15 protein-coding genes, 1 other RNA gene and 1 pseudogene are annotated in these 15,116 nt (G+C 50.8%); 4 read left to right on the top strand and 13 right to left on the bottom strand.

The window, feature by feature from the left end; translation table 11 throughout:
* Positions 1–98: 98 nt before the first annotated feature.
* From KCG55_RS02705 to rarD, 4 genes are all read left to right on the top strand, one after another.
* Entirely contained in the window at positions 99–2,051 is a 1,953-nt protein-coding gene (locus tag KCG55_RS02705) for a cytochrome c biogenesis protein ResB (RefSeq protein ID WP_254323623.1), read from the top strand.
* Positions 2,044–3,231 (top strand): c-type cytochrome biogenesis protein CcsB, encoded by a 1,188-nt coding sequence (gene ccsB, locus KCG55_RS02700; RefSeq protein ID WP_254323322.1) that lies wholly within the window; start codon positions 2,044–2,046, stop codon positions 3,229–3,231. Before KCG55_RS02705 ends, ccsB begins: the two co-directional genes overlap by 8 nt.
* Before the next feature lie 98 nt (positions 3,232–3,329).
* Positions 3,330–4,400, top strand: coding sequence for a tRNA (adenosine(37)-N6)-threonylcarbamoyltransferase complex transferase subunit TsaD (gene tsaD, locus KCG55_RS02695; RefSeq protein ID WP_254323321.1), 1,071 nt, complete (start codon positions 3,330–3,332; stop codon positions 4,398–4,400).
* Positions 4,401–4,439: 39 nt separating this feature from the next.
* Entirely contained in the window at positions 4,440–5,342 is a 903-nt protein-coding gene (gene rarD / locus KCG55_RS02690; protein ID WP_254323320.1) for an EamA family transporter RarD, read from the top strand.
* Between the two features lie 94 nt (positions 5,343–5,436).
* Here rarD and murU read toward each other — a convergent pair whose 3' ends face one another.
* From murU to KCG55_RS02625, 13 genes and pseudogenes are all read right to left on the bottom strand, one after another.
* Positions 5,437–6,132, bottom strand: coding sequence for an N-acetylmuramate alpha-1-phosphate uridylyltransferase MurU (murU, locus tag KCG55_RS02685; RefSeq protein WP_254323319.1), 696 nt, complete (start codon positions 6,130–6,132; stop codon positions 5,437–5,439).
* An 86-nt stretch (positions 6,133–6,218) separates the two neighbouring features.
* On the bottom strand, positions 6,219–6,719 hold the full coding sequence (gene hpaC / locus KCG55_RS02680; protein WP_254323318.1) for a 4-hydroxyphenylacetate 3-monooxygenase, reductase component: 501 nt from the start codon (positions 6,717–6,719) through the stop codon (positions 6,219–6,221).
* A 10-nt stretch (positions 6,720–6,729) separates the two neighbouring features.
* Positions 6,730–7,167, bottom strand: coding sequence for a homoprotocatechuate degradation operon regulator HpaR (gene hpaR, locus KCG55_RS02675; protein ID WP_003681518.1), 438 nt, complete (start codon positions 7,165–7,167; stop codon positions 6,730–6,732).
* Between the two features lie 338 nt (positions 7,168–7,505).
* Complete coding sequence (locus KCG55_RS02670) at positions 7,506–8,015, bottom strand: protein disulfide oxidoreductase (RefSeq protein ID WP_254323317.1); 510 nt, start codon at positions 8,013–8,015, stop codon at positions 7,506–7,508.
* An 85-nt stretch (positions 8,016–8,100) separates the two neighbouring features.
* On the bottom strand, positions 8,101–8,493 hold the full coding sequence (gene rpsI / locus KCG55_RS02665) for a 30S ribosomal protein S9 (RefSeq protein WP_003681515.1): 393 nt from the start codon (positions 8,491–8,493) through the stop codon (positions 8,101–8,103).
* 12 nt (positions 8,494–8,505) lie between these two features.
* Positions 8,506–8,937, bottom strand: a complete 432-nt coding sequence (rplM, locus tag KCG55_RS02660) for a 50S ribosomal protein L13 (RefSeq protein WP_254323316.1) — start codon at positions 8,935–8,937, stop codon at positions 8,506–8,508.
* A 178-nt stretch (positions 8,938–9,115) separates the two neighbouring features.
* Positions 9,116–9,296, bottom strand: a non-coding RNA gene (gene ssrS, locus KCG55_RS02655) — 6S RNA.
* 8 nt (positions 9,297–9,304) lie between these two features.
* Entirely contained in the window at positions 9,305–9,607 is a 303-nt protein-coding gene (locus KCG55_RS02650; protein WP_222571028.1) for a cell division protein ZapA, read from the bottom strand.
* 11 nt (positions 9,608–9,618) lie between these two features.
* A complete protein-coding gene (locus KCG55_RS02645) occupies positions 9,619–9,942 on the bottom strand; it encodes a hypothetical protein (RefSeq protein WP_254323315.1) in 324 nt (107 codons plus the stop codon).
* Between the two features lie 74 nt (positions 9,943–10,016).
* On the bottom strand, positions 10,017–11,006 hold the full coding sequence (locus KCG55_RS02640) for an NAD(P)H-dependent glycerol-3-phosphate dehydrogenase (RefSeq protein WP_107810433.1): 990 nt from the start codon (positions 11,004–11,006) through the stop codon (positions 10,017–10,019).
* Positions 11,007–11,141: 135 nt separating this feature from the next.
* A pseudogene (locus KCG55_RS02635) lies at positions 11,142–13,300 on the bottom strand (polysaccharide biosynthesis tyrosine autokinase).
* A 26-nt stretch (positions 13,301–13,326) separates the two neighbouring features.
* Complete coding sequence (locus tag KCG55_RS02630) at positions 13,327–13,776, bottom strand: low molecular weight protein-tyrosine-phosphatase (RefSeq protein ID WP_254323314.1); 450 nt, start codon at positions 13,774–13,776, stop codon at positions 13,327–13,329.
* Between the two features lie 172 nt (positions 13,777–13,948).
* Positions 13,949–15,076, bottom strand: a complete 1,128-nt coding sequence (locus KCG55_RS02625) for a polysaccharide export protein (RefSeq protein ID WP_254323313.1) — start codon at positions 15,074–15,076, stop codon at positions 13,949–13,951.
* Positions 15,077–15,116: the final 40 nt, after the last annotated feature.

The raw sequence follows: 15,116 nt of genomic DNA, 5'->3' as shown, positions 1-15,116 counted from the left end.
ATCGGATCGGGTTGCCCCAAGCCGACATTTGAGACATGAGTAAATCTTCATCATCCGTCCCACTTATCCGTAGACCATGGTTTGCCTTTTTCAGCTCCATGCGTTTTGCCGTCGCCCTGCTCAGCCTGTTGGGCGTGGCTTCGATTATCGGTACGGTCTTGCAACAAAATCAGCCACAAGTCGATTATTTGGTGAAATTCGGCCCGTTTTGGTCGCAGATTTTCGGCTTTTTGGGCCTGTACGACGTGTATGCCTCGGCGTGGTTTGTTGTCATCATGATGTTTTTGGTGGTTTCCACCGGATTGTGCCTGATTCGCAATGTTCCGCCGTTTTTGCGCGAGATTCGTTCCTTCCGTGAAAACGCGAAGGAAAAATCACTGGCGGCAATGCGCCATTCCATCGTTTTAGACGGACAGGTGACGCCCGAAGTCGCGCAACGGTATTTGGAAGTACAAGGCTACGGCTGCAAAACCGTTACGCGTGAAGACGGTTCGGTTTTGGTGGCGGCAAAAAAAGGCGCGATGAACAAATGGGGCTATATCTTTGCCCATGCCGCGCTGATTGTGATTTGTTTGGGCGGTTTGATAGACAGCAATATCCTGCTGAAAATCGGTATGCTCACTGGTCAAGTCGTGCCGGACAATACTGCGGTTTATGCCAAAGACTTTAAGCCAGAAAGCGTGTTGGGTGAATCCAACCTGTCGTTTAGGGGCAATGTCAATATTGCGGAAGGGCAGAGCGCGGACGTGGTGTTTCTGAATGCGGATAACGGCATGCTGGTGCAAGACCTGCCGTTTTCGGTCAAATTAAAGAAATTCCATATCGACTTTTACGATACCGGTATGCCGCGTGATTTTGCCAGTGACTTGGAAGTAACGGACAAGGCAACCGGCAAAGTCAGCGAACACACCATCCGCGTCAACCATCCTTTGACGTTGCACGGTATTACGGTTTATCAGGCAAGTTTTGCCGACGGCGGCTCTGACTTGACGTTTAAAGCGTGGAATCTGGTTGATGCCGACCGTACTCCGGTCAAACTCAAAGCGACTTCCATGCGCGAGTTTCCGCTGGATTTGGGCAAGGCTTCTTATAAGCTGGAATTCGACCAGTTTACTTCGATGAACGTCGAAGACATGAGCGAGCCGTCTGAAAAAGAGCAAAATTTGAAATCCGCCATCAATGATGTTCGCTCCGTCCGTCAAGAAGGCAAAAAATACACCAATATCGGCCCGTCTATCGTTTACCGTATCCGCGACAAAGCAGGGCAGGCGGTCGAATATAAAAACTATATGTTGCCGGTAAAACAAGATGAAGACTATTTTTTCATTACCGGCACACGCAGCGGCTTGGCGCAGCAATACCGCTGGTTGCGCATTCCGATGGATAAAAACGGCCAAATCGACACCTTTATGGCTTTGCGCCAATATCTGAAAGACGATGCGGCACGCCGTAAAACCGTTGCCAATGCCGTTAAAGGCGCGCCTGCCGAAATCCGTGAGCAATTCATGGCGGCGGCGGAAAACACTTTGTCTATTTTTGCCAAAGGCGGCTATTTGGCTTTGGACGAATTTGTTACCACCAATATTCCGAAAGAACAGCAGGAAAAAATGCAGGGCTATTTCTATGAGATGCTCTATGGCGTGATGAATGCCGCTTTGGAAGACACGATCAGCACATACAATCTGCCGGCTTGGCCGCAAGATGAAAAACGCAACCGCTTCCTGCTGCATGCAATGGATGCTTACACCGGTTTGACCGAATATCCCGCGCCGATACTGCTGCAACTGGAAAGTTTTACCGAAGTGCGCTCTTCCGGTCTGCAGATGACCCGTTCGCCGGGCGCATTCTTGGTGTATTTGGGTTCGGTATTGCTGGTGTTGGGTACGGTGTTTATGTTCTATATTCGTGAAAAACGTGCTTGGCTGCTGTTTTCAGACGGCCGTATCCGTTTTGCCATGTCTTCCAGCCGCAACGAACGCGACTTGCAGAAAGAATTTCCGCAACACACACGGCAATTGCAGCAGCTTGCCAAGGATTTGAACCATGAATAACAAACATCAGGCCTTGCCCGAGCATGAGCTTCTGACACACAAATCATTTATCCGAAACCTCAACCTTTTCGACTGGGCATTTGCGCTGCTGATTGCAGTCGGTGCGTTTATTGCCCAAACCCAGGCCGGTCTGCACATGGACATCTACGAAATGGTGATTTTGTGGGTGAGTGCTGGGATTGCCGTTTTTCTGGGTTGGTTTTTCAAACCGATGCGCTGGTTTATCCCTTTGGGCGTGTGCTTGGCGTATTTGGCCGTTGATTTGTATGGGGGCGACATCAAACGCGCAGACGGCTTCCTGCTCAAATACCTGTTAAGCAGCCAGTCGGCGATTATGTGGCAATGCGCGTTTGTGTTCTTCGCCTTGTTCGCCTATATCGTCGGCGCGATAGCGGCGGTGCGCAAAAATGTACCGTCCAATACGCTTTTGGGCATGGGTACCGTGTTTGCATGGGTTTCCGCGATGGCGGGCTTTGTCGGTTTGCTGGTGCGCTGGCATGAAAGCTATCTGCTGCGTCCCGATGCCGGCCATATTCCGGTTTCCAACCTTTACGAAGTATTTATCTTGTTCTTGGTCATTACGGCGCTGATGTATCTCTATTACGAAGGCCGTTTTGCCGTACAAAAACTGGGCGGCTTCGTCTTCAGCTTTATGGCGATTGTGGTCGGATTTGTCTTGTGGTACAGCGTTTCACGCGAGGCGCATACCATTCAGCCGCTGATTCCGGCTTTGCAGTCTTGGTGGATGAAAATCCACGTTCCGGCCAACTTTATCGGCTACGGCGCATTCTGTATCGCCGCCATGCTGGGTATTGCCGAATTGCTGGCACTCCGAAAAGAAGATGCGGGCAAAAAATCATGGCTGCCGCACTCGCAAGTCATTGAAGAAGTCATGTACAAAGCGATTGCCGTCGGTTTCCTGTTCTTCACGATTGCCACCATTCTCGGCGCATTGTGGGCGGCCGAAGCGTGGGGCCGCTATTGGAGCTGGGACCCGAAAGAAACTTGGGCATTCATCGTTTGGCTGAATTACGCGGTCTGGTTGCATTTGCGGCTGGTGGCAGGCTGGCGCGGCAGGGTGTTGGCTTGGTGGGCAGTCATCGGCTTAATCATTACCGCCTTTGCCTTTATCGGCGTGAATATGTTCTTAAGCGGCCTGCATTCTTACGGCACTTTGTAAGCAACTATCCCACACTTTATTTCAGACGGCCTTTTTCCGTTTTCGGAGAAAACGCCGTCTGAATCGTTTTTAATCATTTTTTCAGACGGCCTCAAACCATGTTGGTATTAGGAATTGAATCATCTTGCGACGAAACCGGCGTTGCGCTCTACGATACCGAGCGCGGCCTGTTGGCGCATCATTTGCATACACAAATGGCGATGCACGCCGAATACGGCGGCGTTGTCCCAGAATTGGCCAGCCGCGACCATATCCGTCGTGTCGTGCCGTTGACGCAAGGTTGCTTGAAAGAAGCAGGCGTAGGCTATGCCGATATTGACGCGGTTGCTTTTACGCAAGGTCCGGGCTTGGGCGGCGCATTGCTGGCCGGTTCAGGCTTCGCCAACGCTTTGGCATTTGCCATCGGCAAGCCCGTTATCCCCGTCCACCATCTTGAAGGCCATTTGCTCTCGCCTTTGTTGGCAGACGACAAGCCCGAATTTCCGTTTGTCGCTTTGCTAGTGTCAGGTGGACATACGCAATTTATGGCTGTACGCGGTATCGGCGATTACACCTTGCTGGGTGAAAGCGTCGATGATGCGGCAGGCGAGGCGTTCGACAAAACTGCCAAGCTTTTAGGTTTGCCTTATCCCGGCGGTGCCAAATTGTCCGAGTTGGCCAAACTCGGCACGCCTTATGCTGTCACATTTCCACGCCCCATGCTCCATTCGCACGATTTACAGATGAGCTTTTCCGGTTTGAAAACCGCCGTTTTGACCGCTGTCGAAAAAGTCCGTGCCGAAACCGGCAGCGATGAAATTCCGGAACAAACACGCAACGACATTTGCCGCGCTTTCCAAGATGCGGTAGTTGACGTATTGGCGGCCAAAGCCAAAAAAGCGTTGTTGGATACCGGCTTCAGAACTTTGGTGGTTGCCGGCGGTGTGGGTGCAAACTGGAAACTGCGTGATGAATTTTCGCGCTTAACCGTCAAAGTGCCGTCTGAAAAAGGCAAACCCAAACCGCAGGAAGAAAAAATCAATGTTTATTTCCCACCGATGGCATATTGTACCGACAACGGCGCAATGATTGCCTTTGCCGGCGCGATGCGTCTTGCCGAGCGTCAGGCTGTCGGCGCATTCAATGTCAAGCCGCGCTGGCCGCTGTCGGATATTGTGAAACAGGGCTGATGTATTAGACTGCTTCGATGCAATGAAAGGCCGTCTGAAATGACGAATTTATCCAAAGGTTTGCTGGCGGCCATAACGTCCAATGCATTGTTTGCCATGCTGTTTCTGTACGGCATATGGATGCAGCCGATGAGCGGTACGGAAATTTTTGCGTGGCGTATGGTGGCGATGCTGTCGGCTTTATGCGTGCTGATGACGATGGTCAACGGTTGGCAGGCGGCGGCGCGGTTTGCGAACAATATCGGCCGCGATTGGAAGAGGTGGCTGTTGATTGTATTGCCGACGCCGATATTTGCCAGCCAGTTGTGGCTGTTTGTCTGGGGACCCGTCAACGGCGAAGGTGTAAACGTGGCGATGGGCTATTTTCTGTTCCCATTGTCTATGATGTTGGGCGGACGGATTTGGTTTAAAGAGCGTTTAAACCGATTGCAGACGGTTGCCGTTGTGTTGGCCTGTGCAGGCGTGGCATGTGAATTGGTACGGTCGGGTGCGTTTTCGTGGACGACTGTATGGGTGTTCGGTACTTATCCGTTTTATTATCTACTGCGCCGAAAACTGGGCGTGCCTTCTTTAATCGGTCTGACCTTTGATTTAATGATGATTACGCCGTTTGCGTTGGCGTATATTTTGCTGGCAACGGATACTCCGGCGATGATTGCGGCCAAACCGGTTTTAATTTTCTTTATTGTGTTGCTGGGCTTCAATAGCGCAATATCTATGCATTTGAATTTGAAGGCGAATCAGTTACTTCCGGTTGCGGTGTTCGGTATGTTGAGCTATTTGGAACCTGTATTGCTCTTTATCGTGTCGATTGTGTGGCTGGGCGAACCGGTACAAAAAGGCGCATTGATCGGCTATGGCCTGATTTGGTCGGGATTGTGCGTGATGATAGCCAATGGCTTGTTGGGAATGAAGAAAGAAAAAAAATTGGCTAAAGCTTGATGATAGATTTAAGGCCGTCTGAAAAATGGGTTGCCCAATATTTTCAGACGGCCTTTGATATTGCAAGGGACGTATCGGATACGCCCCTTTTGTTTTACCAGCTTTGGGCGATACGGTCGGCTTCTTGCAGGCGTTCGACTGTGCCGACGTCCAACCAAAGGCCGTTGTGATGTTCGCCGCTGATTTGGCTTTGACTCATGGCTTGACGCAACAGTGGGGCAAGTTTGGCAGCTTGGTGTGCCGGTGTGTCTTTGAAAAGCGCAGGATGATAAACGCCCACGCCGCTGAAAGTCAGGGCTTGGCCGTCTGTGGATGATGCGGATACCAGGCCGTCTGAAAGCAGGCCGAAGTCGCCTTCGGGATGATGGGGCGGATTGTCCACCAGCCACAAATGGGCGAGAAGGTTGTGTTCCTGTATGCGCTGGGCAGCCAGTCGTGCAACTTGGAAATCAATGTCGGTCAACACGTCGCCATTGACGACCAAAAACGGCTCGTTGCCCAAAAGCGGTAGGGCGGTGGCAATGCCTCCGGCAGTTTCCAGGCCTCCGGCGCGCTCGGGAGAATAGACAATGTGTACGTCGTAGGTTGAACCGTCTTTCAATGTATCTTCGATTTGCTGGCCAAGCCAGGCATGGTTGATGACGATTTCAGTGAATCCGGCCTGTTGCAGGCGGCGCAAATGCCAGCCGATAAGCGGCGTGCCTGCTACTTTGAGTAAGGGTTTGGGCGTGTGGTCGGTCAGGGGGCGCATGCGTTCGCCGCGACCGGCGGCCAGTATCATTGCTTTCATGGGTGTGCCTATAATGTGTGAAACAGAAAAAGTCTCAGGCCGTCTGAAAAATGAAACCGATGTTTCAGACGGCCTGAGACCTTTATTTATTCCAAAGATTTGAATTGCCTACGGAAATACAGCAATGCCGGTGCTTGCGTGTCGGTATTGCGGATTTCGTTGAGCTGAACGAAAAAGACGTAATGCGTGCCGATTTCGCGCTGATCGACAATGCTGCCGTGCAGGTGCGCCAGCGCGCCTTCAACCTCGAGCTGTCCCGTTTGCCCTCTATGCCAAATATGGTATTCGAAGCGTTCTTCGGGCGAGAGGTCGGTCAGTCCGGCAAAGTGTTCGGCGACATCCTGCTGGCTGTCGTTGAGCGTGTTGATGCACAAATCACGATTGCCTTGCAGGATGGGAATGATGGCGGATTGGCGGTTGATGCACAGCATGACCGTCGGCGGCTCATCGGTAACGGCGGTTACGGCAGTCATGGTAATGCCATAGCGTCCTGCTTCGCCGTCTGTCGTGATAACGTGCACGCCGGCGGCACAGGAGGCCATGGCATCTCGAAATGGTCTCTTGAGTGTGTGTGTTGAGTCTGTCATCCGGCTTTCTTTATTTTAATGCCTGTTCGATTTTTGCCAGCTCTGCCAAGAGTTCTTTAAGTTGTGCCATTTTTTCTTTGGATAGAACTTTTTCAATCGCATCGTAGCGTTCGTCAACCAATGCACCGGTGGATTCATAGAGTTTCTCGCCTTCGGGCGTCAGTTTCAGGTAAACACGGCGTTGGTCGTTGGAAGGCTTCAGGCGCACGGCCAAACCTGCTTTTTCTAAGCGGGTCAGAATGCCGGTCAGGCTGGGACGGAGGATGCAGGCCTGATTGGCCAAATCTTGAAAGTCGAGTGTGCCGTTTTCCGCTAAGAGCCGGATGATACGCCATTGCTGGTCGGTAATATTGGCTTGGTTCAGAATAGGGCGGAATTGGGTCATCAATGCTTCCCGCGCCTGAATCAGACCGATATTGATAGATGCATGTTTAGATTGGTTGGGCATTACTAAGTCTCCGGTGTTATCAAAAATCAAACCGTTGAAGCGTAGGTAGATTGATAAAGGCGAATATTGCTGTTTTAAGGCTGCCGTCGGCAGCCGGGTCATGGGAACAAAAGCATCACTGCCACAATATTAGATGAAGATCTCTAACAGTTTGTTTTAATAATAATGTTTCCAATTGTTCTTATGGTTATATCTTAGTCTATTTTCTTTATAATCTCAACAAAATCATATGTTATTGGGAAAGAGATAGTTTATTTATTTATGAAATGGAATTGGTTGAATATATTCAGGTGAAATTATTCTTTAGATTCTCTATTTTTAGTGGATTTTCAATGAATTTAGCTGAAGATGTTTGCCAAGTAAATCCTGATTTTTAAACCGATATAACTGGAAAGTCCGGATGTGTGATGAATCATTTTGCCATCTTTTAATATGATAATGGTCGGTGTGACGGCTATGTTCCATTTTTGAGCCATCAGGCCGTCTGAATCATTGAAGTTTGGAAAGGATAGATTGTTTTGTTGCATATGGTAGGCAATGTCTGCATCGCTTCCGGAGCGCAAGGCTACGCCCAGTGTTGGGATATTGTCTTGGTGCAGCTTTTCTATGGTTGATGATGTGTATGAACAAATACGACACCAACTACCCCAAAAATAAACGACGGCAACCCGATTTTGGCTGAAGGATTGGAGGGAGGTGGTTTGATCATTGGTTAAGGTCAGGGTTTGTGCTGCTGATTGTGAGGGTTGGTCAGGCTTGCGCACCCAGTCGACAATCAGGGATAAGAAGATGAAGATAATCACAGCCTGAAGCAATGATTTGGCGTAGTGGAGCAGGGTTTTCATCATATATTGCGGGGGATATTGGATTATTGTTTTATAAATGAAAAAAGCCTTGCAGAGCAAGGCTTTTTGATTCGATTCTGAAAACGTATTAACGTTTGGAGAATTGTTTTGCGCGACGTGCTTTGCGCAAACCAGGTTTTTTACGTTCAACTTCACGAGCATCGCGAGTAACGAAGCCTGCTTGAGACAGAGCTGGTTTCAGAGCTGCGTCGAAGTCGATCAGGGCGCGGGTGATGCCGTGACGGATAGCGCCGGATTGACCGGTTTCACCACCACCGGTTACGTTAACTTTGATGTCGAAAGATTCGGCATTTTCAGTCAGAACCAGAGGTTGACGTACAACCATGCGGCTGGTTTCACGTGCGAAGAATTCGTCAACGGGACGGCCGTTTACGATGATTTGGCCGGTACCTTTAGTCAAGAATACACGAGCCACTGAACTTTTGCGGCGGCCTGTGCCGTAGTAGTATTTACCGTTCATGTCGTGTCCTTATTATTTCAGTTCCAAAACTTTAGGTTGTTGTGCAGCGTGGTCGTGTTCGGCGCCGGCGTACACTTTCAGTTTTTTGATCATGGCGTAGCCCAGAGGACCTTTAGGCAACATGCCTTTTACGGCTTGTTCCAAAGCGCGACCCGGGAATCGCTCTTGCATTTCGCGGAAAGTACGCTCGTAGATGCCGCCTGGGAAACCAGAGTGACGGAAGTATTTTTTGTCTTCGAATTTAGCACCGGTCACGCGCAGTTTGTCTGCGTTGATGACGATGATGTAGTCGCCGGTATCAACGTGAGGGGTGTATTCGGGTTTGTGTTTGCCGCGCAGACGGTGTGCGACTTCGGCTGCGACACGACCCAGAACTTTGTCTTCTGCGTCAATGACGAACCATTCGCGCTTCACCTCATGGGGTTTTGCAGAGAAGGTTTTCATGGTTGGAATCCAGATATATATAGAAAGTTATGGATTTTAAAGAGGAGATTGGTTTTTGTCAATCTTAATTGAGTGTGTTTGATGCATGAATATGCGGTTTTTTCAGACGGCCGGAAATCTTTACGAAAGTCTTTACTTAGAAAGGGGAAAGCCACACCTGTCGGTATGGCTTTTTTAGGGAATCCCCACGAGTGCCGTTTAGGCTGAATCCGCTTGAACCTTGCTGACAAGGCGGTCACCTCGGGTAGTTTCGGGTGCGTCCGATAAACGGACGCTCGCGCCCACTACAGCTCCCGGCAACCTAAAGCGAACGTATTGGTTCAAAGGAATATATGCCTTTGCGAACACCGCAGGGAAAAGGGGGAAATCAGTTTTGTTCCAAGCGCGCCAGTGCTTTTTGGCACGCGTTGTTCATGTCGGTTATTCTACGCTCAAATTCACCGATTGCCAAATCGTCGTTGAGGGTGGTTTTCAAGAGGTCGTGTACGACGTTGAGGGCTGCCATGACGACGATTTTGTCCGTGCCGACGATGCGGCCGCTTTCTTTAATTGCATCGCTTTTTTTGTTGAGCATTTCAACGGCTTGCAGGAGGGTGGCTTTTTCTTCACTCGGCGTGTTGATGGTGAAGTTGACATTCATGATGTCGAGATTGACTTGTTCGATACTCACGGGGCATCCTTTTATTGTTGTGTTTCTTGGGGCAATCGGGCAATGAGGCTGCGGATTTGGTCTGCACTTTGGGCCAGCGCGTTGCGGTAGTTTTCTTTTTCGGCAGTCAGGTTGTCAATTTTGCTTTGCAGGTCTTCTTTGAGTTTGCCGACTTGAACCAGCAAGGCTTCGCTGAGTTCGTCAATGGCCGCGTCGTGTTGGCGTTTTTGTTGCTCTTGCTCGAGTTTGAGTCTGTTGATTTCTTCGTTGAGGCGGCGGTTTTCTGAAACCAGAGTTTCAAATTTTTGGACAAGTTGGTAAACGTTGATTTCCAGATTGTTCAGTGATTGGTTCATGTGTTTCCCTTCAGACGGCCTTATGGCCGTCATATTGTGCGTCAGGCCGTCTGAATGGCAGACGGCGCGACCGTTTATTCGAAGCGCGCGCTTCGTTCCATCAGTCGTTCAACGACTTGCTGCGGGGTCATTTCTTTGCGGATGAGTTGCAGCAGGGTTTGAGTGATGGGCATATCGATTTGGTATTTGGCGGCGGTATTGAAGACTTCTTCAATGGTGCTGACGCCTTCGGAAACGTGGCCGATTTCGACAAGCACTTGATGCAACTCTTTGCCTTCTGCGAGACCGAGGCCGACACGGCGGTTGCGCGAGAGTGCGCCGGTACAGGTCAGGATAAGGTCGCCGATGCCTGCCAAGCCCATCATGGTTTTGGGTTGCGCGCCCATGGCGATGGCAAGGCGGGTGATTTCGGCAAGGCCGCGTGTTACTAAGGCTGCGCGTGCATTGAGGCCGTACTCGAGGCCGTCTGAAAGGCCGGTGGCAATTGCCATGACGTTTTTAACGGCACCGCCCACAGCGACGCCGATGACGTCGGTGCTGCCGTACAGACGCATCACGTTGGTGTTCAGTTGGGCAGTGGTTTCCTCCACCCAGTCTTTGTTTTCGGAAGCAAGCACGACGGCGCAAGGCAGTTGGGCTGCAAGTTCTTGGGCAAAGCTCGGACCTGAGAGAACGCCGATTTTTTTATTGTTAGGCAGGACTTCTTTCAGTACTTGGAAAGTCAGAAGGCCGGTATCTTGTTCAAAACCTTTGCAGGCGGCGAGAACGGGAATATCGGCGGCGTTATGCTGTTTGAGCAGCTCGGCGCTGCTTCTGAGTCCGGCTACGGAGGTGACGATCAGGGCAAGTTGGCTGTCTTTCAGCGCTTCTCCCAAATCGGCGTGAACAGTCAGGGACTCAGGGAAAGGGAAGCCGGGCAGGCCGCGTTTGTTTTCGCGATCTGCTTGCAGGGTGCGGATTTGGTCGGGATTGCGTGTCCAAAGTGCAACTTCATTGTTGTGGTGCGCAAAGTGCAACGCGAGAGCTGTACCCCACGAACCTGCGCCGATGACGGTAATTTTCATGTTTCTCTTCCATATGGGAACGGGGCTTACTTTAAAACAAACGGCTTTGGGGTGCAAGGGCGGCGTTTGTGAAAAGTATTTTGTGCCGTTTAAAAAGCCTTAGGCCGTCTGAAAGTTCAGACGGCCTGCTTCGGTTTATGATTTATTGTTACCGGAATGGTAGGCATCGTAGGCGTAGTAGTCGTAGCTGTTGTTGGCTTCACGCTTCATGCCGTTGAGGACGACACCTTTGATGTTGATGTGGTTTTGTTTGAGGCGTTCGACGCTGGCCTCAAGCTCTCGTGCACGTGTGTGTGCATAACGGCTGATCATCAGGACGGTGCCTGCATGTTGGCCGATGATGACGGCGTCGGTCACGGCCAATACGGGCGGCGTATCCAAGATGACGTAGTCGTAGCGTTGGCGCGCGTGGGCAAGCAACTCGTTGAAACGGTTGTCCATCAAAAGCTCGGACGGATTGCTAGGATAGCTGCCGCTGCTGATGAGGTGGAGGTTCTCAATGCCGGTTTCTTGTACGGCTTTGGCCGGAGCGGCTTTGCCGTTGAGGATGTCAGACAAGCCGAACTCGGGGTAAGGCCGAAGAGTCGGTCGAGGTAGCCTTTGCGCATATCGGTATCGATAAGCAGAACGCGTTTGCCTGACTGCGCCATTACGGTGGCGAGGTTGGCGGAGATAAAGGATTTACCTGCTTCAGGCGCGGCACCGGTAATCATGAGGACGTTGTTAGGCGCATCCAGCATGGAGAAGTAGATATTGGTGCGCAGGGCGCGGATGGCTTCGACGGCAGTGTCGGTGCGGTCTTCGCTGGCCAGCAGATAGTTGGAACGGCCGCCGGTTTTCTTGAATTTGCTTTTGAAGAAGTCGCGTTTTTGCTGGGTTTTGGAGTGCGGAACAAGAGCGACGACTTCCAAATTGAGGTTTTCGATTTCTTCAGATGAAGTAATGCCGTTTTTCATGCGGTTGCGGATCATCAGCCACAAAGCGGTCAATGAGCCCGCGGCAAGTGCGCTCAGGAGCGTGATGACGGCTTTGCGCGGGGCAACAGGGTTTTCGGGGACATAGGCATAATCGACGATGCGGACATTACCTTGCGCACTGGCTTTCATGATGTTGAGTTCTTGTTGTTTGCTCAACAGTTGAACGTAGGTAGCCTGGTTGGTTTCTACGTCGCGGGTCAGGCGGATAACTTCTTGTTGGGTATTCGGCAACTCGGCAATTTGTTGGTTGATTTTGTTTTTAGCGCGCTCGAGAACGGCAAGTTTGTCCAATACGGCTTTATAGGAAGGGTGTTCCGGCGTGTACAGCTCGGCCAAGCCTGCTTCTTCGGTTTTGAGCAGGGTAATTTGGGTTTCGATACCGGTCAGGCTTTCCAATGCACCTTTGGACTCGAGCGGAATGTCGAGGGAACCTGATTGTTGGCGGTAGGCATTGAGCTTGTTTTCAGCGTCTTGCAAGGTTTCTTTCAAGCGTGGCAATTCTTCGCTGATGAAGGCCAAACCGCTGGATGCAACTTGGACGTCGCGTTCGCGGTTTTGTGCAACGTAGTTGTCGGCAATGCTGTTGAGGATGACGCTGGTACGTTTAGGGTCGGTGCCGGTAAAGGCAAGGTTGATGATGGGGCTGGTTTTACCTTTGCTGATAACAGCCAGCTTGTTTTGGATGTTTTCGATGGCGCTGATGCGGGAGAACTTGGTCAACGCAAATTCTTGACCCGGATTGGCCAAGATTTGATCGATTTTGAGGGTGGTTTGATTGTTGATTTTCAGAGGCACGCCGACCTTGCCTTCTACAACGCGTTTGTCAGGAAGGGTAAGGGTATAGGCTTTGTTGCTCTTGGCGGTCAGCGTGAAGGTTTTGTTGAACCATTCGTCTTGTACGGTAAAGTTGCCGACGGTCAGTTTGGGATCGGGGTCGCCGCTGATGTTGTGCATCAGGCTGCCGATAATAGGTGTGTATTTGGCTTTTACTTCTTGGTCAAGCTGAAGGTCGTCAACGGTTTTACCCAGCACCAAGCGTGATTGAACCAGCTCGACTTCTGCTTCAGACGGCGTGGTTTGGTTGTTGAAGATGCTGTTGATTTCGGTCAGGATTTGGTTTTGTCGCGTTTCAATTTCCAGCATGGCGTCGGCACGGTATTGTGGAGTGGATGCCAGGCTGAAGGCTGCGCCAAGAATGCCGCCTGCAAGCAGGGCGGCGAGGATTTTGTATTTATTTGTCCAAATTACGCGCAGTTGTTGGCCGAAGTCGATTTCGTCGTTGTCTGCGCTGTAAGGTGTATAGGTCGTTTTTTTCATTGCTTGCTTTCTTGTTCATGCCGGTTTTATACCGGTTGAGTTTTTCCGTTTAGTTTGGTTTTCCAAGTGTCTGCGGCAGCATTGAGTTGTTCAAAAACGGCTTCAAACATTTCGCTGCTTTGTTTGTATGGGTCAGGTACGGTTTTTTTAGGCAACCATTGGGCAAACAGCATGGTTTTGCTGCGTGCCGGCGGATGGATGTCGGCCACCATGTCGATTTGGCTGGGCTCCATGACGAGAATCAAATCGGCCTGTTCGCACATCGAGGCGGTCAGTTGGCGTGCCGTATGGCCTGCAACGATAACGCTGTGTTTGAGTGCGGTTTTAATGGCTTGAAAATCGGCATCCTTACCTGCCAGTGCTTTTATGCCGGCGCTGCTGATTTGATGGCCGGGTAGTTTTTTCTGCATGATCCGCTCTGCTGTGGGGGAGCGGCAGATGTTGCCTAGGCAGACGATGAGTATGTTGTGGTACATGATATTGTTTTCGGTTTATGGTCTGAAAAAAAGCGTGAGTCAGACGATAAGGTACTGCTTTTCCGTTTGTGCGGTGTGTACGGCTTTTGTATGCCGTTTATGTAATTGGCGTGGATTGTGCGTGATTTTGTATCCTGCTGTCAAACAAGGGTCTGACAGCAGGAACCACTGCTTATTTAAACGTATTGTCGAGGGTGTTGACGTTGCTGATGGAGTTGGTAATTTGTGACATTACGCGGTTCCAACGGGTAACTGGGGCGGCGGTAACGTAAACGGTGTCTTCCGAACGCAGTTTGAATTCGCTGCCCAGTGCGTAAGAAGTCGCATCTTTCAGGTTGAGCTGGTAGATGTGGATAGGTTTGGCCGCATCTTCAGGTACGCGGCGGATCACGAATACACCGGTTGCATCAGCATAGTTTTGGTTCATGCCGCCAACTTCGCCGAGCGCTTGGGTCAGGTTGAGGCCGTGATTGCCGATCGGCAGGGTGGCTTGTTTGCCGACTTCACCCATGATGTAGATTTTGTTGTTGCTGCTGTTAGGAACGTAAACGATGTCGCCATGGCTGAGGAGGTGGTTTTGCGACATATCGCCGTATTGCAGCATGTTTTGCAGGGAGATGGTGCGGTCGACGCCGTTGTGCGTCCATTTGATGTGTTGGGTGTCGGCACTTTGGGTGACGCCGCCTGCTTGGTTGATGGCATCCAAAATGGTCATCGGGATATTGGTAATCGGCAGTTGACCTGCTTGGTTGATGGCACCGGATACAGAAATGCGTTGCGAACGGAATTCGGTAACGTTGATGGCGACTTGAGGGTTTTTGATGTAGCGTTTCAGAAGGCTGGTCAGGGTATTTTGCAATTCGTCCAAAGTTTTGCCTTTGGCTTGAATTTTGCCTGCCAACGGGTAAGTGATATAACCGCCCTCATCTACCCAGGCGCCGCGGCTGACTTGGTTGGTTTGCGGGTTGCTTTGCTGGATAGGGGAGTTGAGGTCGGAGTGCGCCCAAACCATGATATTGAGGACGTCGCCGCTGCCGATGCGGTAGCGGTAAGCGCTTTTGCTTTGCTCCAAGCCTTGGTTGGATTGGGAAAGTACGGGCGGCGTACGCATTTTTTCAATCAGGTTGGGCGTGATGGGGTAAACGGCAACGCGGCTGTCGAGGTTTGTATCGGCGGCGGTGTCGGTATCGGTGTAAACAATGGTTTTGGTTCGGGTTTTGATGGTTGAACCAGGAATGACTGTTGTGCTGTTACAGGCAGTCAGTGCGAATAGAGTAAGCAGGGAGAGCGTTTTTTTCATGTAGTAGTCCTTGCAGTATGGTGTCCGGGCCGTCTGAAAA

It is taken from the genome of Neisseria subflava, assembly GCF_024205745.1.
Classification (GTDB): domain Bacteria; phylum Pseudomonadota; class Gammaproteobacteria; order Burkholderiales; family Neisseriaceae; genus Neisseria; species Neisseria flavescens_B.
Note: the sequence above shows the minus strand (reverse complement) of the source record. Positions and strands in the feature narration are given on the sequence as shown.